This window comes from Streptomyces sp. RP5T (assembly GCF_003933965.1).
In the GTDB taxonomy this organism is placed as follows: domain Bacteria; phylum Actinomycetota; class Actinomycetes; order Streptomycetales; family Streptomycetaceae; genus Streptomyces.
Window position 1 is genome coordinate 1 of the sequence record NZ_RSAJ01000105.1, and the last position, 20,282, is coordinate 20,282.

A 20,282-nucleotide genomic window follows, 5' to 3' on the forward strand; every position below is an offset into this window, starting at 1 on the left:
GGTCTCGTGGACGACCTCCAGGAGGATCCGCTGCTGCGGGTCCATGACGGCCGCCTCGCGCGGGGTGATCCGGAAGAAGTCCGCGTCGAACCCGGCGATGTCGTCGAGGTAGCCGCCGTACGGGGGCGTGTCCTCGGGCGGGAAGGCGGTGAAGTCGCGCCAGCGGTCCCCGGGGACCCTTCCGATCGCGTCGACGCCGTCGGTCAGCAGCCGCCAGTAGTCCGCCGGGCCGTGGACCCCGCCGGGGAGGCGGCAGCCGAGGCCGATGACGGCGACGGGCTCCGCCGCGGGCGCCGCGGTGGCGGGCACCGGCGCCGTGGCCTCCGACGGCGTACGGCACAGGTGCGCCACCAGCGCCTCCCCGGTGGGCGCCTCCCACAGCAGTGTGGGCGGCAGCTCCCGTCCCGTCAGCCGGGCGAGGTCCCCGGCCAGCACGACCGCCTCCCGCGAGGACATCCCGAGGTCCGCCAGCGGCCGGTCCATCGGGACGTCCGCGGCGGGCGTGCCGGTCCACCCGGCGACGCGCTCCGCGACCAGCCCGCGCACCGCGTTCGCGTCGACGGCCCTCACGCGGCGCCGCCCGCCGCGAAGGCGCCCGCGAGATACCGCTCACGCGTCAGCGCCCGTGACACCTTGCCGCTGGACGTCCGCGGCACCGTGCCCGGCGGGACGAGGAGCACATCGGCGAGCCGCACCCCGTGCCGCCCGGACACGGCCGCGCGCACGTCCCGCACCAGAGCCGGTACGTCGATCTCGGCGAGGCTCGTGGACCGGGCGTGCTCGGCCACCACGACCACCCGCTCGCCCAGGGGCCCCGCCACCCCGAACGCGGCGAGCCGGTCGCGCCGTACCGACGGGTGCGCCTCCTGGACGGTGGCCTCCAGATCCTGCGGGTAGTGGTTGCGTCCGTCGACGACGATGAGGTCCTTCAGCCGGCCGGTGACGATCAACTGCCCCTCCAGAACGGTCCCCAGGTCACCGGTGCGCAGCCGGCCCTCCGTGCCGAAGACGCGGGCGGTCTGCTCGTCCCGGTTCCAGTAGCCGCGGCCCACGTTCGGCCCGCGCACCTGGATCTCACCGACCTCGCCCTCGGACAGGTGGGCGCCGGTGACCGGGTCGACGATGCGGACCTCCTGGCCCACCGGGTTTCCGCAGCCCGCGAGCAGCACGGCCCGGGGATCGTCGGGCCGCGCGGGCAGCGCCTTGCCCGCGGCGAGCGCGTCCCGGTCGAGGGCGAACCGGCGCACCGCCTCCCCGGGCCGGGCGGCACTGACGAAGACGGTCGCCTCGGCGAGCCCGTACGACGGACAGTGCGCCGTGGCCGCGAGTCCCTGGGCGGCGAAGGCGGCCTGGAACCTGTCGGCCGTGGTGGGCCGCACCGGCTCGCTGCCGTTGATCAGCGCGACGACCCCGTCCAGCCGCAGGTCCGCCTTCTGGTCCTCGGTCACCGCCGAGGCGCAGTAGTCGTAGGCGAAGTTGGGCGCCGCGCTCAGCGCCCGCGGATGGGCGGACAACAGCCGCAGCCAGCGCGCCGGTTCGTGCAGGAAGGCGACCGGGTCCATGAGCACCGACAGCAGACCGCGCACGACCGGTGCGGCGACGCTGAGCACGAGTCCCATGTCGTGGTAGAGCGGCAGCCAGCCCACGAAGGTCACCTGGTGGACGTCCGCGCCGTAGGCGCCCAGCGCCTGCCGGGCGTTGGCGACGACGTTGGCGTGCCCGATCTCCACCCCGGCCGGGGTACGCGTGGACCCGGAGGTGTACTGGAGGTAGGCGATCTCACCGGCCGGAGGCGGCAGTTCCCGCGCGGTGGCGTCCGGCACCTGGTCCACGGCCACGACCCGGGCGGCGGTGTCCCGGCACAAGTCCCGCACCTCGTCGACGACCTGACTTGCCGTCACGACCACGGCGGGCCGCGCGTCGGCCAGCACGGCCGCCAGCCGGTCGCCGTGGCCGGGCAGTCCGGGCGGATACATCGGTACGGCGACCATGCCGGCCGCGAGCGCGCCCAGGAACCCGGTGACGTACTCCAGCCCCTGGGGGCACAGCACCGCGACCCGCGCCCCGGGCTCGGCCTCCTCGGCGAGCCGGGCGGCCACCGCCCGCACCCGCAGGTCCAGCCGGCGCCAGGTCAGGGTGCGGTGGACACCGCGGGAGTGCGGGGCGGGATGGTCGACGAAGGTGAACGCCCGGCGGTCCGGGGTGGTCCGGGCCCAGTGGCTCACGTACTCCGGCAGACTCGGGAACGCGGGGGCGAGCGGGGGACGGCGCATGTCCATCGGGCAGATCTCCTCGCGAGGCGTCAGAGCGGGATGTTGCCGTGCCGGCGTTCCGGCATCGGGGCGCGTTTGCCGCGCAGCGTGCGCAGGGCACGGCAGATGTGGGCACGGGTCTCGCGCGGGGCGATGACCGCGTCGACGTAGCCGCGCTCGGCGGCCGGGTAGGGCGTCCCGTGGGTGCTCTCGTAGGCGTCCACCAGACGGGCCCGCAAGGCGTCGGGGTCGTCGGCGGCGGCGAGTTCACGCCGGTGCAGCACCCCCACCGCGCCCTCGGCGCCCATCACCGCGATCCGCGCGGTGGGCCAGGCGAGGTTGATGTCGGCGCCCAGGTGCTTGGAGCCCATCACCGCGTAACCGCCGCCGTAGGCCTTGCGCACCACCACCGTCACCTTCGGCACGGTCGCCTCGGCGTACGCGTACAGCAGTTTGGCGCCGCGCCGGATGATCCCGGCCTGCTCCTGACGGACCCCGGAGAGATAGCCCGGCACATCGGCGAAGGTCAGCAGCGGAATGCCGAACGCGTCGCAGAACCGTACGAACCGCGCGGCCTTCTCGGAGGCGTCGATGTCCAGCACCCCGGCCGCGTGCAGCGGCTGGTTGGCGACCACGCCGACGGAGGTGCCCTCGACGAGGGCCAGCGCGCAGATGATGTTCGGCGCGAACAGCTCCTGCACCTCCAGGAGTTCGCCGTCGTCGACGACCGCCCGCAGGATGTCCCGCATGTCGTAGGCCTGCCCGAGCCGGTCCGGCACGATCTCGTCGAGCGGGATGTCGGCCGGCGGCAGCGGGGCGTACTGCGGCGGCCGCTCCAGGTTGTTGACGGGCAGGTACGACAGCAGCTCCCGTACGGTGTCCAGGGCCTCGCTCTCGTCGGCGGCGAGGAAGTGGGCGTTGCCGCTCAGGGAGTTGCTGGTCCGGGCGCCGCCCAGTTCCTCGGCGCTGGTGCGCTCCCCGGTGACCGCCTCGATGACGTCGGGCCCGGTGACGAACATGTGCGAGGCGCCGTCCACCATCACGGTGAAGTCGGTGATGGCGGGGGAGTAGGCGGCCCCGCCGGCGCACGGGCCGAGGACGACGGAGATCTGCGGGATCACCCCGGACGCCTGGACGTTGCGGCGCACCAGTTCGGCGTAGAGGGCGAGCGAGACGACGCCCTCCTGGATGCGGGCGCCGCCACCGTCGTTGAGCCCGATGACCGGGCAGCCCGTCCTGAGGGCGAGGTCCATGAGGGCCACGGTCTTCTCGCCGAATGCCTCGCCCATGCTGCCGCCGAAGACCGTGGAGTCCTGGGAGAACACGCAGACGGGACGCCCGTCGACGGTGCCGTATCCGGTGATCACACCGTCGCCGTAAGGGCGTTGACCGTCGTCCCCGGTGGGCCGGGCCCGGACGAACAGGCCGGTCTCGGTGAACGAGCCGGCATCCAGCAGCAGGTCGATCCGCTCCCGGGCGCCGAACTTGCCGCGTCGTCTCGGCCTGTTCCCGGCCACCGCCTGCGCCCGGCGGGCTTCGAGCGCGAGGACGCGGTCGGCGGTGCGGTCGGGCGGACGTGTCGTCGTCACCTCTAGTGTCACAGCCACCTCCGAAGTGGCCTTCGAATATGGCAGCGCCTCCGGCGCGGGCCGAGCCCTACGCCGTTCTGTTTGCGCGAGGTGAGTCCCGGCGGGCCGGCCTTGCTCCGTCGGTGACAAGCGCCTTGTGTCCGGCGGCGATCCTCTGTGCGCTGCTTTTGAGACAACCTGGCCGGAGAGAAGGTGCAGACCTATTCCGGAGTCCGGCCTTGTCGCAGGCTGTGAGATGCCGTGTCCGGGAATCGAAGCACGCGAATGAGTCACTTTCCCGATTCGGTTCGACCTCCCGGTTGATAGTCCGACGCACGCGCTGCAACAATCCCGGTCCCGGCCTCATGGCCACCCCCTCAGGCCCTCTCGGTCGCCCCCACCCGGCTTGTCATCAAGCGCGCAATTCGACTCACGTGAATTCTCGATTCACGAATCCCCCACACGTCCGCACAGTGCATGACTCCGGCGTGCCATTGATGCCACGACCGGCGCGGCAGTAAAGAAGGTGCATGTGTCACGGCACTCCACAGGGCTCGGCGGGCCCCCGCCGCCCTATGAAGCGGGCTCCGAACCGGCGGACCGGCATCCGGTGTCCCGTCGGCCCGCGTACCAGTCGTTGCGCCACGGCCACCGGCGCTTCGGTGTCCGGGCCACGGCCGTGGCCGTCGGCGGCTTCCTGCTGTACGTCCTGCTGTCCAGCTTTGCGCCCGGCCTGCTGAACACCTCGTTGAGCGGCCATCTCACGATCGGACTCGCCCTCGGGCTCGGCCAGTTCGCGCTCATGGGCCTGATCGTGTGGCGCTACCTCGTGCACATGCGCACCCAGGTCGACCCGGTGGTCCGCGGACTGCGCGGACTGGTCCGCCTCCACGAGAGCGCGGCACGCGAACGCGCGGCCTTCGAGGCGCGCACGGCCCCTCGCGAGGAGGAGTTCCGCCCATGGTGACGCTCGGCGCCTCCGTCGTGGACCGCCTCAGCCTCCAGCTGACGCTCGTGCTCTTCCTGTCCGTGGTCGTCGTGACCTTGTTCACCGCGCTGCTGACCGCACCACAGCGCGACGAGATCGGTGAGTTCTATCTCGGCAACCGCACCATGTCCCCGCTGCGCAACGGCCTGGCGATGTGCGGCGACTACCTGTCGGCCGCGACCCTGCTGGGCAGCACCGGACTGGTCGCCCTGACCGGGTACGACGGACTGCTCTACCTGTGCGGCACCGCCGTCGCCTGGATGATGGTCCTGCTGCTGATCGCCGAACCCCTGCGCAACACCGGCAGGTTCACCCTCGGTGACACCCTGGCGATGCGCCTCACCCGCCTGCGCCGACCGGTCCGCCTCGCCCTGGCCCTGTGCACCCTGGCCATCGCCACGCTCTACCTGGTGGCCCAACTCGTGGGCAGCGTCGCCCTGCTGACCCAGTTCACCGGCGAACCCAGCACCGCCACCCGCACCCTGTGCGTCGTCGTCATCGGCACCGTCGTCATCGTCTACGCCGCCATCGGAGGCATGCCCGGCGCCACCTTCATCCAGGTGGTCAAGGCGGTCATGCTCCTCTGCGGCGTCACCGTGGCCGGGGTGATGGTGCTCCACCGCTTCGACTGGAACGTCGAGAACCTGCTCGCCGCGGCCGCGGACAACAGCGGGCAGGGCACGCGGTTCCTGGAGCCCGGACTGCGCTACGGAGCCAGCGCCACCAGCAAACTCGACTTCTTCAGCCTGCAGTTGGCCATCGTGCTCGGCCTCGCCGCCCTCCCGCACGTGATGATGCGGCTGCTCGCCCCGAAGTCGGTCGGTGTCCTGCGTACCTCGGTGGTGTGGGCCATGGGGCTGGTCAGCCTCGTCTGCCTGGCGGCCGGTATCCTCGGCCTCGGTGCCACCGCCGTCCTCGGCAGCGACACCATCGCGGAGAACGACCGCACGGGCAACGCGGCGGTCCTGCTGCTGGCGCACGAACTGGGCGGCGCCGTCCTGACCGCGCTCCTGTCCTGCCTGGCCTTCGTCACCCTCCTCGCGGTTGCGGCCGGCCTGACCCTGGCCGCCGCCTCCTCGCTCGCCCACGACCTGTACGGCGAGGTGATCCGCAAGGGCAGGGCGACCGAGACGGAGGAGCTGGCCGTGGCCCGGCTCGCGGCGGCCGTCATCGGCGTGCTCGGCATCCTGCTCGCCCTGGTCTCCTGGGGAGCCAACTCCGCGACCCTCGCCTTCCTCGCGTTCGCCATCGCCGCCTCCGCCCTGCTCCCGACCCTCGTCTTCACGCTGTTCTGGCGGCGGTTCACCGCGCAGGGCGCCCTGCTGAGCCTGTGCGGGGGCCTGCTCACCTCGGTGCTTCTGGTCGTCTTCTCCCCGGTCGTCTCCTCCGTCCCCGCCTCGCTCTACCCGGACGCCGATTTCGCCTGGTTTCCCTTGCAGAATCCCGGAATCGTCTCCATCCCGGCCGGTTTCCTGCTCGGCTGGCTGGGTTCGGTACTGAGCCGTCCCGAAGCAATGCAGACATACGAGGGCTTCGAAGTGCGGACCCTTGTCGGAGCCGACTAGCTGTTTCTCCCTGACCTTTCCGGGAAGTGTGTGGTGAACTCGTAGATATTTCGTCGACAGCGCTGCACGGCTTGCGGCGACAACTCCCGTGCAGTAATTAGGTGATGCATGAACTTGTTCAACCGTGGCACCATGTTCCGTCGCACGGAACCCGCCGATTCCCAGCCCCCCACCGGGTCGTCGGCCACTGCCACAGCCGTCCTTCCCGACCCGGGACTGGCGGCCCTGACCGGGGAATGGGCCATCGACCCCGCCCACAGCAGGATCGGTTTCTCCGTGCGCCACGCCATGGTGACCACCGTGCGCGGGGCGTTCCTGGAGTACCAGAGCCGCCTCTACTTCGACGGCCGTGACCCGTCCCGTTCGAAGGCGGAGATCATCATCTCCACCGGCAGTGTCGACACCGGCGTGGAACAGCGCGACGGTCACCTCGTGGGGCGGGAGTTCCTGGACGCCTCGACCTACCCGCGCATGCGGTTCGTCAGCACAGCGGTGGAGGTGGTCGGCCCGGACGTGTACCGGATGACCGGCGACCTCACCATCAAGGCGACCACCCGCCCCGTCGTCCTGGAGCTCACCTACATAGGCCATGTCACTGACCCGTTCGGATACCAGCGGGCCGGCTTCGACGGCACCACCACCATCAACCGCTCCGAATGGGGCCTGACCTACAGCACCCGGCTCGCCGAGGGCGGTGCCATGGTCAGCGAGAAGGTACGCCTCCAGTTCGACATCGCCGCGATCCGCACCCCTCCGGTCGGCTGACCGGTACCTGCCCCCGGGAGCGGGCCACGGACTCGGAGAAGTCCGCGGCCCGCTCCGGTGCTGTCAAGGGGCGTCAGCGCCCGCGCACCAGCCCGGCCAGATAGCGCCACAGTGACGAACGCGGCCGTACGGCGGACGTGTCGGCCGGGGCGGAGTCCGGCGCGGCGGGCAGGGGCGGCAACGGTGGCACCGGCAGGGCGGGCGTGCCCGAGAGCGTGTAGCGCACCGGGAGCGACCGCAGACCGCGCATGAACGGCGAAGAGCGCCACGGCAGCTGGTCGGCGGGCAGCGACAACTCCAGCCCGGACAACCGCTCGAAGAGCCTGCTCACGCCGATCGCGGCCGCGCCCCCGGCCAGTTCCCGCGCCGGACACTGCCGCGGACCGGCACCCCAGGACAGATGAGCCCGCGTGCTGATGGTCGAATCGGGGCAGACCTTCGCCGCGAAGGCCGGATCCGCGTGCGCGGCGCCGACCGAGACCCACACCGGATCGCCGGCCGCGATGGTGTAGTTGCCCAGCCGCATGTCCTTCAGCGGGAACCGGGGCACGAAGTTGATCAGTGGCGGCTTCTGCATCACCACCCGGTTCATGGTCTCCCTGATCAGCCCCGCGGACAGCCCGGCGCTCGCGGGGAGGTTCCCGGTGATGACCTCGACGACCGTGTTGGAGATCAGGATGCCGACATGGTCCGAGGTCATCCCGAGCAGCATCATCAGCTCGCGCGACAACTCCTCGACGCTCAGGCCGGGATGGGAGGCGAGCAGATAGGAGGGGAAGTCGTCGCCGGGCTCCTTCATCTTGGAGGCGCCGAGTTCCGACAGGGTGGCGAGCAGCCGCTCCAGCGCGGGCCCCGCGTCCGGCCCCGCGTCCAGGACCCGCCACATGTCCATCAGCGCGTCGTCGTGCTGCGAGCCCGGGAAGCCGAGCAGATGACTGGCGACCATGAGCGGCAGCGGCCGCGCGAACTGCGCGGACAGGTCCGCCCAGCCGGTGCGGCCGCCCTGGGTGAACAGCGAGATCAGCTCGTCGGCGTCCCGGGTGATCTGGGCCTTCAGCCGCTTGGCCACCGGGTGACGGGGGTCCTGGAAGGGGCGCAGCGCGGTGTCCCAGGCCACCTTCAGCCCGCGGTAGCCCTCGCCGCCCTGGATCAGCACGTGGTTGACGTCCAGCGAGGGTGCGAGGGGCCAGTCCTCGGGCAGCCGTCCCTCCCGCCGCGCCCGCCAGTTCTCCAGCCCCTTGGGCCAGGCGTGGTCGTCGCGCAGGACCTCGTACGCCTCCTCGTAGCCCAGCACGAGCCAGACGGGAACTCCCAGCAGGTCGACCGGCGCGACCGGGCCGTGCGTCCGGCGCAGACGCTCGTACTCGATGGCCGGATCCCGTTCGTAGTCGCGGGTCATCAGCGGCTGGAGGCTCATCGACTCCAGCGACTCGTGGTCGGCCGCCGATCCACTGTTCAGTTGAGCCCCCATGGCTTCCTTCCCTCGCTCCGGCGCTACGCCAGAGTAATGTGACCCCCTGCGCTTCCTCCATGGCGGGGGGTGATTACCGACCCGGCGATCGAGGGCGGCGGGGCAACGGAGAACGGCACCGCGCGAGGGCGGTGCCGCTCCGGTGCGAACTGGGTTGCTACGGGGTCCACTTGATGTTCGGGTTCACATTGCCGGTCCAGTTGAAGACGGCCATGTTGTCCCAGCCGTTGCCGCTGTTGTCGATGTCGGCCGGGTTCCAGCCGTTGCCGCTCACCGCGTACCAGGTGGGCTCCCAGTAGAAGACCCCGATCGCGCCGTTGCTGCGGGCCGCGTTCTGCACGGCGGTGAAGTTGTCCGCCTGGCCCTGCCAGCTCAGCGGGTAGCCCGAGCAGCCCGTCGTGATGGAGTTGGCGGTGCTGTCGGCGTTGGCCGAGGTGAACGGGTAGGCGGTCTCGGCGATGACGACGTCCTTGCCGTACCGTGACTTCATGTCGGCCACGACACTGCCCATGTTGGCGATCGTGCCGTGCCACGGGCAGTAGTAGGACAGCCCGGTGATGTCCCAGGTGACGCCCTTGGCCTTGATTCCGTCGTAGAACCAGCGGGCGTTGGCGTCACTGTCGGCGTCGGCGGTGTGGATGATCACCTGGGTGCCGCTGTTGCACGCCTTGGTCGCGTTGTAGCCGGACTTGAGCAGCAGGCTGAGGTTGGTGAAGTCGTTGTTGACGACCTTGCCCTCGTTCCACAGCATGCCGACGTTGATCTCGTTGCCGATCTGCACGCTGTCCGGGGTGGTGCCCTGCGACTTGAGGCTGTTGCAGACGTCGTACGTGTAGTTGTAGACGTCGGTCTGCAACTGGCTGATGGTGTGGCCGGCCCAGGCCGCGGGCTTGTTCTGGTTGCCCGGGTCGGCCCAGGTGTCCGAGTAGTGGAAGTCGACCAGCAGCTTGAGCCCCTTGGCCTTCACCGTCTTCGCGTACGCCAGCACCTTGGCCTTGTTGTTGTAGCCGCTCGCGGGGTTGTTCCAGATCCGCAGGCGGACGTAGTTCACGCCGAGGCCCTTGAGGATGTCCAGCGGGTCCTTCGCGGTGCCGCTCGCGTCGTAGTACTTGGCACCGAGGTCGAGGGCGCGCTGGGCGGTCGACACATCGGCACCGCGCATGGTGAGCGTTCCGGCGGCGGAGGCGCTGGTGGACGCGGTGAGCAGGGATGCGGGCAGGGCGAGTGCCGCCAGGAGCATGGCGGCCTTAATCAGGCGACGCGGACCTTTGACGGTCATCCCGACCTCCTTGTCTGACATGACCATGTGAATGATTTCCGTGAACGTTCACAGTACGGAGGGCTGTAGGGGCTGTAAATACATGTGTACGCAGCATTTCTACGAGGTTAGAGACGTGCGTGTCAGGGAGATCGATTGTGTACGTACACAGTTCAGTACGGACCTGCTGTCACCCCCTATGCGTGTCGCGCATAGCGGGTGCGCCCGGAGTGGTAGGTTCCCCGTCATGCGGATGACGCTCGACGAGCGGGTGCGGTCGGCGGTGGCCGCCCTGCTGTACGCCACCGGTGAGTCGCAGACGGAACTGGCCTGCGCGCTGGGCGTGAGCCAGGCGCAGGTGAGCCGTCGTCAGTCCGGCACCGCCGCCTGGAGCCTGGCCGACTGCGACGCGGTCGCCGCGCACTACGGCATCGACCCGCTGGACCTCCTGGCCGGCCCCACCCGGGCGACCGAGACGCTGCCCGCCCAGCGGCGCCGCGCCCCCGGCCGGGCCGTGCGTCCCGCGGCTGCTCAGGACGGGGGAGTGCGATGACCGGCTTCGACGCGATCGACGCGCTGCTCGCCGAGGCCCGGCAGGAGATCCCGCTGCCGCCGCCCGCGGAGCGGCGCGCGGTCCGCGAGGAACTGAACGTGTCCCGCGCGCAGTTGGCGAGGGTCCTGGACGTCAGCGCTTCCACCGTGGGGGGTTGGGAGTCCGGCCGGGAGCCGAGCGGGGAGGTGCGGGAGAAGTACGCGTACTTCCTGGACGGGGCACGGACGAAACTGGCGGCGGGGGAAGCCGCCCCCGAGGCGGCCGACGCGAGTGGCTCGGCGGTGGCCGAAGCGCCCGAAGAGAGCGGCTCGGCGGGTGCCCAAGTCGCCGACGTCGGTGGCGCGGCGGATGCCGGAGAGCCGGCGGACCTCGACGACGTCGACCTGCTCGCCGAGCCGCGGCCCTGTGTCCTGTGCGGGCAGCCGGCCCGGCACCAGGTGGAGGGGTTCCCCCAGCACCTGGACCCCGCGGACTGCGGCACGGTTGAGGCTCCGCCCCCGCCGCGGCCGGCGAAACAGACCCCGCGCGGCGTGAAGGTCGTACCCGTCGGACGCCGGGTGCAGGCCGGTGACAGCCCGGACCTGATCGCCCGCGCCGTCGCGACCGCGCTCGACCAGCACAACGGTGATGTGGAGGCGGCGACCGCGTCGCTGGTGAAGCGGGCGATCCCGGACGCGATGGCGCTCCTCGACGACAGCCGCAAGGGCGGCCGGTACGACATCGTCGCCCACCCCTGGCTGCCCGACATCCTGCGCAAGCAGACCGCGCGCGGGGCCGACCAGATCTGGGAGGCCCGCCCCAAGTGGACCAGGACCGAACTCCCGCCCGGCGAGCACCAGGTGACCGCGCTCGACATCAACGGTGCCTACCTGTCCGCGCTCAAGACCCACCTGCCGATCGGCCAGTTGGAGCACTCCGAGGGCGGTGACCACGACCGTCGGCGCGCCGGTGTCCATCTGATCACCCCGCCCGCCTGGGACCACGACGCCTACGTGCCGAACCCGCTGGGCGGCCGGGACGAGCCGGGCCCGCTGTGGGTGACCGAACCGACCCTGCGGCTGCTGCTGCGCCTGGCGGGACCGAAGTACGGCCTGTGCGAACCGCCGCAGATCCACGAGTCCTGGACCTCCGGTGCCACCGAGAACCTCCTGGAGAAGTTCCGTATCGCCCTCAAGGACGCCCGCGACCGCGCGATCGCCGAGGACGACGAGGTGACGCTGGAGTACGTGAAGGCCATGTACTCCAAGTTCGTCTCCACGATGGGGGAGTCGAACTACAACCGGGAGCTGTACCGCCCCGACTGGATGCACCTCATCCGCTCCCAGGCCTTCGTGAACCTGTGGTGGAAGGCCCACCGCGCCTACGACGAGGGCCTCACGGTCGTCCGCGCGATGGGCACCGACGAGCTGCACGTGGCCGGCGACTGGCGTGCGGTGTTCGCCGAGGGGCGCGGGGTCACCGAGGTGAAGGTGAAGGACGTCTACACCGTCGGCACCGGCCACCCCACGGACGACGGTGCCTGACGACACCTCCGGATGTTCCCCGGCGCAGGCCGGCGAGCATCCTTCGATCAGCGGCGGACATGAGGAGACGCGGTGCCGGAGAGAAACATCGAGTTCGGGAAGTACGGGGCCCGGGGCGTCAGGGGACACGAGGCGGTGGCCCGGCAGCTCGACGCGCTCGCCACCTTCATCGCCACCCCCATCACCACCCGGCGCGGCCTGTTGGCCCGGCTGCACTACCTCACCCGCACCGAGCACGCCCGCGCCTCCGCACGCGAGGCCGGGTTGACGGTCACCGACCGCACACTGCGGGCGTGGCTGGAGGAGCGGCGCAGCCCGTCGAGGCGCAACCTGGAGAAGATCGAGAGCGCGTACCGGACCGTGCGCCGGCAGAACGTCGCCCGGTATCTGCTCGTACGCCTGACCCGTGAGGGCCGTGGCACCCGGGTCGAGTTCCACCCGGTCAACCAGAGCCAGGTGCCCCGCCCCCGCCAACGGGCCGTGGAGTTCCGCACCCTGAACGTCCGTCACTGGGACCGTGTCGTCCGGGCCTGGGCCGCGGGCGACGACGCCGCGCTGGACGAGGCGTGGGTCAACGACGTGGTGGTCGACCTCGGCAGCCAGTGGGGAGAGTACGAGTTCGTCACCGCAATCGGGTTCGCGGCCTGAGACAGTGCCCGGGCACAATGACCAGCATGGTCAACGACCCCCACGCCCTCCACCACCGCCTCGTCGACCGGCCCCGCCTGACCGGCCTGGCCTTCGCGCCCGACGGCACCCGGCTGGTCGCCTCCGTCCAGACCCTCGACGACGAGGGCACGCGGTACGTGCCGGAGCTGTGGGAGGTGGATCCCGCGGGCGAGCGCGACGCGCGGCTCGTGACCGGGTCCCGCCGGGGCGACTTCGCCCCCGCCTTCGCCGCCGACGGCACGCTGCTGTTCCTCTCCGACCGTGACCCGCAGGACCCGCCGGGACCGGCGCTGTGGGCGCTGCCCGGGAACGGCGAGGCCGACCGGATCGCCCATCACCCGGGCGGGCTGACCGCGTTCGCCGCCGCCTCTCGTGCGAGCACGCTCGCCTGGACGGCCGCCCTGATGCCGGGGGCGAAGGACCCGGACACCCACGCCGCCCTGCTCCACGAGCGCGACCGGGCACGCGTCACCGCCGTCCTGTACGAGGCGACCCCCACCCGTGCCGACGGCATGGACCTCGGCCCCGCCGAGCCGCACACCTTCGTCCTGCGCGGCGACGCCCCGCCGGTCGACGCGGGCGCACAAGGACTCGCGGGCGCCGGGGACATGGCCCTCTCGCCGGACGGCTCGCTGGTCGCCTACACGCGGGCCCCGACCAGCACCGCCCCGGACACGAACGTCGTGGTGATCGCCGACGCCTCGACCGGCGAGGAGCGCCGCACCTTCTCCCGCCCGGGGCACCAGTACTACGTCCCGGCCTTCACCGCCGACGGCACGCGCCTGATCTGCCAGCGCCTGCGGGAGGAGACGTACGACAGCGAGTGGCAGGTCACCCTCGTCGCCCTCGACCCCGAGTCCGGCGAGGAGACGGATCTCCTGCCGGACTTCGACAACTGGCCGTGGCCGGGGCGAGTGCTCCCCTCACCGGTCCCCGGGGACACCACGCTGTGGTTCACCGGCGACGAGCGCGGCCACCGCCCGGTCTTCCGCCGCGACCCGGACGGCACCGTCACCCGCCTCACCGCCTCCGGCGCCTACACCTCCCTCTGCGTGACTCCCGACGGAACGGGCCTGTACGCCCTGCGCAGCGCGCTCGACAGCCCGCCCAGGGCGGTCCGTCTGGACGCGGGAAAGCCCGACCAGGAGCCCGTCCTCCTCCGGGCCCCGGGGGACCTCGGCCCCCTCCCCGGCACGCTGACCGAGGTCCGCACCACCGGAGACGACGGCTTCGGGCTCCGCGCCTGGCTGGTCGTGCCCGAGGACACGGGCCCCGGCAACCCGGCGCCCCTGCTCGTCGAGGCGCATGGCGGCCCGCAGGGGTCCTGGAGCGACTGGCCCTGGCAGTGGAACCCGTGGCCCTTCGTGGCCCGCGGCTACGCCGTGCTCCTGCCGGACCCGGCCCTGTCGTCCGGATACGGGCAGCGGATGCAGGAGCGCGGCCGGGGCCAGTACGGCGGCCGGCCCTATCGCGACGTCATCGCCCTCACCGACGCCGCGCTGGCCCGCGACGATCTCGACGCGGGCCGGACGGCCCTCGCCGGCTGGTCCTACGGCGGCTATCTCGCGAACTGTGCGGCGACCCGCACCGACCGCTTCCGGGCGCTCGTCTCGCACGCCGGGTTGTGGAACCTGGAGGCATTTGAGGGCGAGACCGACATGCACACGTATTTCCGCGAGATATTCGGTGACCCGCGCACCCGGCGCGAACGGTACGAGGCGGACTCGCCCCACCTCGACGCGGAGAACCTGATGACGCCGATGCTGATCGTGCACAGCGGCAAGGACTACCGGGTACCGACGAGCCAGTCCATGGCCCTCCACCACGACCTGCGACGCCAGGGCGTGCCCGCGAAGTTCCTGTACTTCCCGGAGGAGGGCCACGGCATCGACGCCCCGAACCATCTGCGGCTCGTGTACGAGACGGCGCTGAACTTCCTCGACCACCATGTTCGCGGCGAGGAGTGGAGGCGGCCGGGGCTCCTGTGATCTCAGTGCGTGGGGATGCCCAGGTCCGCGGCGACCGAGTCCGCGCGCACGAACACGGAGACCGGGTACTGCTCGTCGCAGTACTTGTTGCCGGACGACACGATTCCCACGACCTTGCCGCCGCTGATCAGCGGTCCGCCGGAGTCACCGGGGCAGATGCTGTCCGTGGTGCCGGGGCGGGACATGCCGCACAGCATCTCGGCGGGGTCGGTGTCGGGATCGGTGTACGGCCGGCAGGCGGCGACGGCTGAGATGACGAGCCTGGCCTGCTTGAGCCTGGTTCCGTTGACGCCAGGCCCGGTGCGTCCCCAGCCGAGCACGGTGGCCTTCCGGCCCTCCGCCACCAGCTTGCCGTCCCCGGGGCCGGCCACCCGGATCGTCCGGTACGGCATCGGCCGGTCCAGGGTGAGGACAGCGGCGTCGTGGGCGTAACCGGGTGAGCCGTACCGCGAGTCCATCCGGGCCGAGGTGACCGTCCGCTCCGTGCCGCCGGTGCCGTCCACCTGGTCGCGGCCGCCGACGACCGTCAGCGACGACAGGTCACCGGCGCTCACCACGCAGTGCCCGGCCGTGAGCACCTTCCTGGGCGCGACGAGCGTCCCCGTGCAGAACTGGCTGCCCTGCCACTCGATCAGCATGGCGTACGGCCGGGCCTCCGTGCCGGCCGGACGGCCGCCCTTGACGGCCGAGGCGGGAGCGGCGGTGGACAGAAGCGCCCCGGCGGCGAGGACGGCGGTGGTGACGACGGCGGCCGTGCGTGGTCCGGGACGGGTTCTTCCGGCAGCGCGGATCGGCATGGTGGTTCCCCCTGAACTGCTCGGCGCGGGGCGTGGACCGGCCCGCGCTGTGTGGTCGGTGGGAAGGACGAGCGTCGGGGGCCGGCCGGTTTCGGCGAAGGCCCGTGTTCCGGTTCCGGCACCACCCCGCGCGGCGGACCTCAGGGGATGCGGAAGCCGCGGAAGGTCACCGGCCTGCGGGTTTCGAAGCCGAGCCGTTCGTAGAGCGCGATCGCGGCGGTGTTGGTCTCCGCCACGTGCAGGAAGGGGCGTTCGCCGCGGGACAGGACGCGTGCGGTGAGCGCGTTCACCAGGCGGGCGGCGTGGCCCTGGCCGCGTGCCTCGGGTGCCGTGCACACGGCGCTGATCTCGGCCCAGCCGGGAGGGCGCAGCCGTTCGCCCGCCATGGCCACGAGCCTGCCGTGGACGCGGACGCCGAGGTAGGTGCCGAGTTCACGGGTGCGCGGCCAGAACGGTCCCGGCCGGGTCCGCGCGGCGAGGGCGAGCATCTCCGGCACATCGGCCGCGCCCAGTTCCACCACACCGGTGGGCGCGGCCCCGGCGAGGCCGGTACCGGGCCGGATCATCTGGCGTCCTTCGAGGAGGAAGACCGGCGCCCAGTCCGGCGGCGGGGTCCCCGCGCCGCTGAACAGGTCGGCCAACGCGCCCGGGCCCAGCAGCCGTGCCAGATCGTCCCAGTCCGCCGCCTCCGGAGCGCGGGACACCGCGGTGAAGGACGCGACGTCGGGCAGACAGGCGGCGGCGCGACCGTGCCTGCGGGCCAGGCCCGTGTGGGGGCCGCGCAGTGACGCGCCCACCGGATCGTCGAGTACGGCGGCGTCCGCGCTGGTCATCGCGGTGGGCCTGCCCCTTCTCGCAACGGATCGTCGTGCACCGCCGTGGCGTCCCCGCTCGCCCACCGTGTTCGCTCACCGCGCGTACCGGCACGTCCAGTAAATCAGCGAGGTCCACGCCGACGGTCACTCACCCGTCCGACGCGGGCCGCAGCCGCAGGGTGAGGATCTGGAACGGCCGCAGCGTCAACCGGACCCCGTCCTGGAGGTGCCGGTGGCTGTGCGGGTCGTCCAGGGGGCGCTCCAGCAGGTCGGTCACCGCGGAGGACGCCAGCGGGAAGCCGGTGGTGAGGGTGGCCGACGCCCGGGCGCCCCGCGACTCGTAGAGCCGTACGACGACGTCCCCGCTGCGGTCGTCGGCCAGCTTGACCGCCTCCACGACCACGCCCTCGTGGTCCACCGACACCAGCGGGGCGACCGTCGCGCTGCCCGGTACGACCCGCTCGGGCAGGTTGAACCGGTAGCCCTCGCGCCTCGCGTCGGTGACGTCGGCTCCGACCACCAGCGCGTAGCCGAGCCGGTGGGTGCCCTGGTCCTGGTCGGGGTCGGGGAAGCGGGCCGCGCGCAGCAGGGAGAGGCGGACCGTGGTGGTCGTACCGCCGTCGGGGCGGATGTCACGGGTGACGTCGTGGCCGTAGGAGGAGTCGTTGACCAGGGCGGCTCCCCAGTCGGGCTCGCCGACGTGCAGGAAGCGGTGGGCGCACGTCTCGAACTTGGCCGCGTCCCAGCTGGTGTTGGTGTGGGTGGGCCGCTCGACGTGCCCGAAGGGGATCTCGGCGGTCGAGTGGGCGGCCCGCACGTCCAGCGGGAAGGCCGCCTTGAGGAGCTTCTCCCGCTCGTGCCAGTCGACGACCGTGTCGATCACCAGCCGGCGTGACCCGGCCGGCAGCGTCAGGGTCTGCTCGATCCTGGAGGCGCCGAAGACCCGGACCACCCGGACGCCGTCGCCGGTCGCCGTGACGGACTCGGCGTCGGTGAGGTCGCGGACGGTGTTGCGGTAGAAGACGTCGACGTCCCAGGCGTCCCACTGATTGGGGAAGTCCTGGTGCAGCTGGAGGAGGTTGCCGACCGCCCCGGGGGCCAGCGCCTCCCGGCCCGCCGTGTGGTCGTAGGCGGAGGTGACCAGGCCGCGGGCGTCCACCACGATCCGGAGCAGGCCGTTGTCGAGAACGAAGCCCTCCCCGTCCGGGACCGGCGCCACCGGAGCGTCGACGGTCCCGGGGCGCGGGCCGGCGCCGAAGGCCGGCAGCCCGCCCCTGGCGTGCGGCGCGGAGTTGAAGACGACCGTGCCCCCGGGTTCCCCGGCCAGCACCTCCTGGGCCCCGCCGATCAGCTCCTCCAGCTCCCGGGCCACGGCCGCGTACGTCTCCTCCGCCTCCCGGTGCACCCACGCGATGGACGTCCCGGGCAGGATGTCGTGGAACTGGTGCAGCAGCACCGTCTTCCACAGCCGGTCCAGCGCCTCGTACGGATACGGCAGTCCATGCCGTACGGCAGCGGTGGACGCCCACAACTCCGCCTCGCGCAGCAGGTGTTCGCCGCGCCGGTTGCCCTGCTTGGTTGCGAGCTGGCTGGTGAGGGTGCCGCGGTGGAACTCCAGGTACAGCTCCCCGGACCACACCGGCGCGCCGCCGTTGGCCTCGTACTCGGCGTGCGCGCGCCGGAAGAACTCCCCGGGCCCCTCCATCTCGACGCGCGCCGAGCCCTCCAGATCCCGCAGGCGTTCGGCGCGGGCCAGCATCTCGCGGGTGGGCCCGCCACCGCCGTCGCCGTAGCCGAAGGGGATCAGCGAGTGGTTGGCGCCCGCCTTGTCCTGGAAGTTCCGCACGCTGTGGGCGACTTCGGCGCCGGACAGCTCGCCGTTGTAGCTGTCGACCGGCGGGAAGTGGCTGAAGATCCGGGTGCCGTCGATGCCCTCCCACCAGAAGGAGTGGTGCGGGAACTTGTTCGTGGTGTTCCAGGACATCTTCTGGGTGAGGAACCACTTCACCCCGGCCAGCTTCATCAGCTGGGGCAGGGCCGCGTTGTAGCCGAAGGTGTCCGGCAGCCACATCTCCTCGGTCTCGACGCCGAACTCCTCCAGGAAGAAGCGCTTGCCGTGGACGAACTGGCGCACCAGGGCCTCGCCGCCGCTGATGTTGGTGTCGGGCTCCACCCACAGACTGCCGGTCGGCAGGAACTGCCCGGTCCTCGCCTTCTCCTGCGCCCGCGCGTACACCTCGGGCCGGTGCTCCTTCAGCCATGCCAGCTGCTGCGCCTGGGACATCACGAACTTGAACTCCGGGTGTTCGTCCATCAGGTGGGTGACGTTGGAGACCGTCCGGGCCACCTTGCGGACGGTCTCGCGCAGCGGCCACAGCCAGGCCGTGTCGATGTGTGCGTGCCCGACCGCCGAGACGCGGTGCGCGCTCGCGTGCGCGGGGGACGCCAGGACGGGGGCGAGGGCGGCCCGTGCGGCGGACGCGCTGCCGCTCACGTCCTGCAGGTCGACCGCGTCCAGGGCGAGTTCGACGGCCCGCAGGATCTGCCAGCGGCGCGGGGAGTCGGGGGACAGCTCGGGCATGAGCTGCCCCAGCACCTCCAGATCCTGGACGAGTTCGTGGACCTGCCGGTCGAACACGGCGAGGTCCAGCCGCCGCAGCCGGTAGAGGGGCTCACCGGGGTCCGCGGCGGGGTCCCCCAGCCAGGGTGCCCTGCCGCCCACCGAGGTGGGTCCGAAGCTGAGCTCGCCGGGGGCGGTGTGCATGACGACCGGGTTGGCGGCGGCCTCGACGTAGACGGTGAACTCCTCGCCCCCTGACGCTCGTTCGGTCACGGGAAGCCAGGTGTTGCGCGGGTTGAGCGCCTTCACCGCGGTGCCGTCGGGCCGGTAGACGAGTCCCTCGGCGGAGAAGCCCGCGGAATGCGTCGCGAAGCCCAGATCCAGGATGGCCTCCACACGCTCCCCGGCCCACTGCGCGGGGACCCTCCCGCTGACCTTGAACCAGCTCGTGGACCAGGCGGGGCCCCACCACTGGCCCACCCGGGCCGGACGGTAGGGCGCGGCGAGGCCCTCGCGGACCGGGACCGGCTCGCCGGGGACGCTCCAGACCTGCACGTCCAGGGGGACGGCCCGGGCGTGGACGGCGGGCCGTATGCGTTCGGCCAGCACCCGGGCGAGCCGCTGTTCGGTGACGTCGCGATCGTTGTGCATCAAAGCTCCGTACAGGTGGGGGAGATCAGCCCTTGAGGGCGCCGCCGAGCGCGAAGCCGCCGCCGAGCTTGCGGGCCAGCAGCAGGTAGAGCATCACGACGGGCAGCGAGTAGAGGAGTGAGAACGCCGACAACTGCCCGTACTGCGTCTGGTCGTGGGCGGACAGGAAGGTGAACACGCTCACGGACGCGGGGAGTTTCTCCGGGGACAGCAGCAGGATGAACGGGACGAAGAAGTTCCCCCACATGCCGATGAACGTGAAGATGGTGACCACGACGACGCCCGGCCGCATCAGCGGCAGCACCACCCGCCACAGCACCTGCAGGGTGTTGGCGCCGTCGATGCGGGCGGCCTCCTCCAGGACGATCGGCACGCCGTCCATGAAGTTCTTCATCAGCCAGATCCCGAACGGCAGCGCGGACGCGGCCAGGAACAGGGTCGTGCCCGGCATCGAGTCGATCAGGTTCACCTGCACGAACATGCTGTACACCGGGATCATCACGGCGGTGATGGGCAGGCCGGTGGAGAACAGGACGGTGTAGAGGAACGGCCGCCGCAGCCGGGACCGGTAGCGCGAGAGCGGGTAGGCGCACAGGACCGACGCCACCACGGTCACCGCGGTGCCGAAGCCGCACAGCAGCAGGCTGTTGAGCATCGGGCGATAGGTGGTGTCGACGTCGAGGACCGCGTCGAAGTTGTCGAGCGTCAGCGACGAAGGCCACGTCAGGCGGAAGGAGTTGGTGTCGCTCACCGAGGCGAGCAGCATCCACAGCAGCGGCAGGACGTACAGCACGGACACCGCGAGCAGCACGATGTTGATCACGACGCGTCCGGGGCGCACCCGGCGTCGGTCCCGGTG

Annotated in this window: 16 protein-coding genes; 7 read left to right on the plus strand and 9 right to left on the minus strand. The window is 71.6% G+C overall.

The genetic code is table 11. From position 1 onward, the window contains the following. From EHS43_RS14010 to EHS43_RS14020, 3 genes are all read right to left on the minus strand, one after another. Positions 1-570, minus strand: a 570-nt coding sequence (locus EHS43_RS14010; protein ID WP_260470523.1) for a beta-ketoacyl synthase N-terminal-like domain-containing protein, incomplete at its 3' end; no start/stop codon positions are given. Next, positions 567-2,279: a fatty acyl-AMP ligase gene (locus EHS43_RS14015; protein WP_125191100.1), complete on the minus strand. Its 1,713-nt coding sequence runs from the start codon at positions 2,277-2,279 to the stop codon at positions 567-569. The genes EHS43_RS14015 and EHS43_RS14010, both read right to left, overlap by 4 nt. Positions 2,280-2,302: 23 nt before the next feature. Next, positions 2,303-3,841 carry an acyl-CoA carboxylase subunit beta gene (locus tag EHS43_RS14020; protein ID WP_125191101.1) on the minus strand — a complete coding sequence of 513 codons (1,539 nt, stop codon included), beginning with the start codon at positions 3,839-3,841 and terminating at the stop codon, positions 2,303-2,305. Between the two features lie 511 nt (positions 3,842-4,352). Between EHS43_RS14020 and EHS43_RS14025 the strand changes: the two genes are divergently transcribed. From EHS43_RS14025 to EHS43_RS14035, 3 genes are all read left to right on the plus strand, one after another. After that, on the plus strand, positions 4,353-4,787 hold the full coding sequence (locus EHS43_RS14025; RefSeq protein WP_125191102.1) for a DUF485 domain-containing protein: 435 nt from the start codon (positions 4,353-4,355) through the stop codon (positions 4,785-4,787). Then, positions 4,781-6,373 carry a cation acetate symporter gene (locus tag EHS43_RS14030; protein WP_125191103.1) on the plus strand — a complete coding sequence of 531 codons (1,593 nt, stop codon included), beginning with the start codon at positions 4,781-4,783 and terminating at the stop codon, positions 6,371-6,373. Before EHS43_RS14025 ends, EHS43_RS14030 begins: the two co-directional genes overlap by 7 nt. Positions 6,374-6,481: 108 nt before the next feature. Continuing rightward, positions 6,482-7,138 carry a YceI family protein gene (locus EHS43_RS14035; protein ID WP_125191104.1) on the plus strand — a complete coding sequence of 219 codons (657 nt, stop codon included), beginning with the start codon at positions 6,482-6,484 and terminating at the stop codon, positions 7,136-7,138. 73 nt (positions 7,139-7,211) lie between these two features. On the opposite strand, the gene EHS43_RS14040 is transcribed toward EHS43_RS14035, so the two are convergent. Together EHS43_RS14040 and EHS43_RS14045 are read right to left on the minus strand one after the other, a co-directional pair. Continuing rightward, entirely contained in the window at positions 7,212-8,609 is a 1,398-nt protein-coding gene (locus EHS43_RS14040) for a cytochrome P450 (protein WP_125191105.1), read from the minus strand. Between the two features lie 157 nt (positions 8,610-8,766). Then, complete coding sequence (locus EHS43_RS14045; protein ID WP_125191106.1) at positions 8,767-9,888, minus strand: glycosyl hydrolase 53 family protein; 1,122 nt, start codon at positions 9,886-9,888, stop codon at positions 8,767-8,769. Positions 9,889-10,114: 226 nt separating this feature from the next. On the opposite strand from EHS43_RS14045, the gene EHS43_RS14050 reads away from it, so the two are divergent. From EHS43_RS14050 to EHS43_RS14065, 4 genes are all read left to right on the plus strand, one after another. Next, positions 10,115-10,420, plus strand: a complete 306-nt coding sequence (locus tag EHS43_RS14050) for a helix-turn-helix transcriptional regulator (protein WP_125191107.1) — start codon at positions 10,115-10,117, stop codon at positions 10,418-10,420. Beyond that, a complete protein-coding gene (locus tag EHS43_RS14055) occupies positions 10,417-11,943 on the plus strand; it encodes a DNA-binding transcriptional regulator (protein WP_125191108.1) in 1,527 nt (508 codons plus the stop codon). Before EHS43_RS14050 ends, EHS43_RS14055 begins: the two co-directional genes overlap by 4 nt. Before the next feature lie 72 nt (positions 11,944-12,015). After that, positions 12,016-12,591, plus strand: a complete 576-nt coding sequence (locus tag EHS43_RS14060; protein WP_125191109.1) for a transcriptional regulator — start codon at positions 12,016-12,018, stop codon at positions 12,589-12,591. 26 nt (positions 12,592-12,617) lie between these two features. Continuing rightward, entirely contained in the window at positions 12,618-14,600 is a 1,983-nt protein-coding gene (locus tag EHS43_RS14065) for a S9 family peptidase (protein ID WP_125191110.1), read from the plus strand. A gap of 2 nt (positions 14,601-14,602) precedes the next feature. Here EHS43_RS14065 and EHS43_RS14070 read toward each other — a convergent pair whose 3' ends face one another. The 4 genes from EHS43_RS14070 to EHS43_RS14085 form a co-directional block, all read right to left on the minus strand. After that, the gene (locus tag EHS43_RS14070) at positions 14,603-15,397 is read right to left on the minus strand and encodes a trypsin-like serine protease (RefSeq protein WP_125191111.1); all 795 of its coding nucleotides are present in this window, start codon (positions 15,395-15,397) and stop codon (positions 14,603-14,605) included. A 140-nt stretch (positions 15,398-15,537) separates the two neighbouring features. Then, positions 15,538-16,230 (minus strand): GNAT family N-acetyltransferase, encoded by a 693-nt coding sequence (locus EHS43_RS14075; RefSeq protein ID WP_125191112.1) that lies wholly within the window; start codon positions 16,228-16,230, stop codon positions 15,538-15,540. A 130-nt stretch (positions 16,231-16,360) separates the two neighbouring features. Then, positions 16,361-19,423 carry a glycoside hydrolase family 38 C-terminal domain-containing protein gene (locus EHS43_RS14080; protein WP_125191113.1) on the minus strand — a complete coding sequence of 1,021 codons (3,063 nt, stop codon included), beginning with the start codon at positions 19,421-19,423 and terminating at the stop codon, positions 16,361-16,363. Between the two features lie 25 nt (positions 19,424-19,448). After that, entirely contained in the window at positions 19,449-20,264 is an 816-nt protein-coding gene (locus EHS43_RS14085) for a carbohydrate ABC transporter permease (protein WP_125191114.1), read from the minus strand. Positions 20,265-20,282 lie beyond the last annotated feature (18 nt).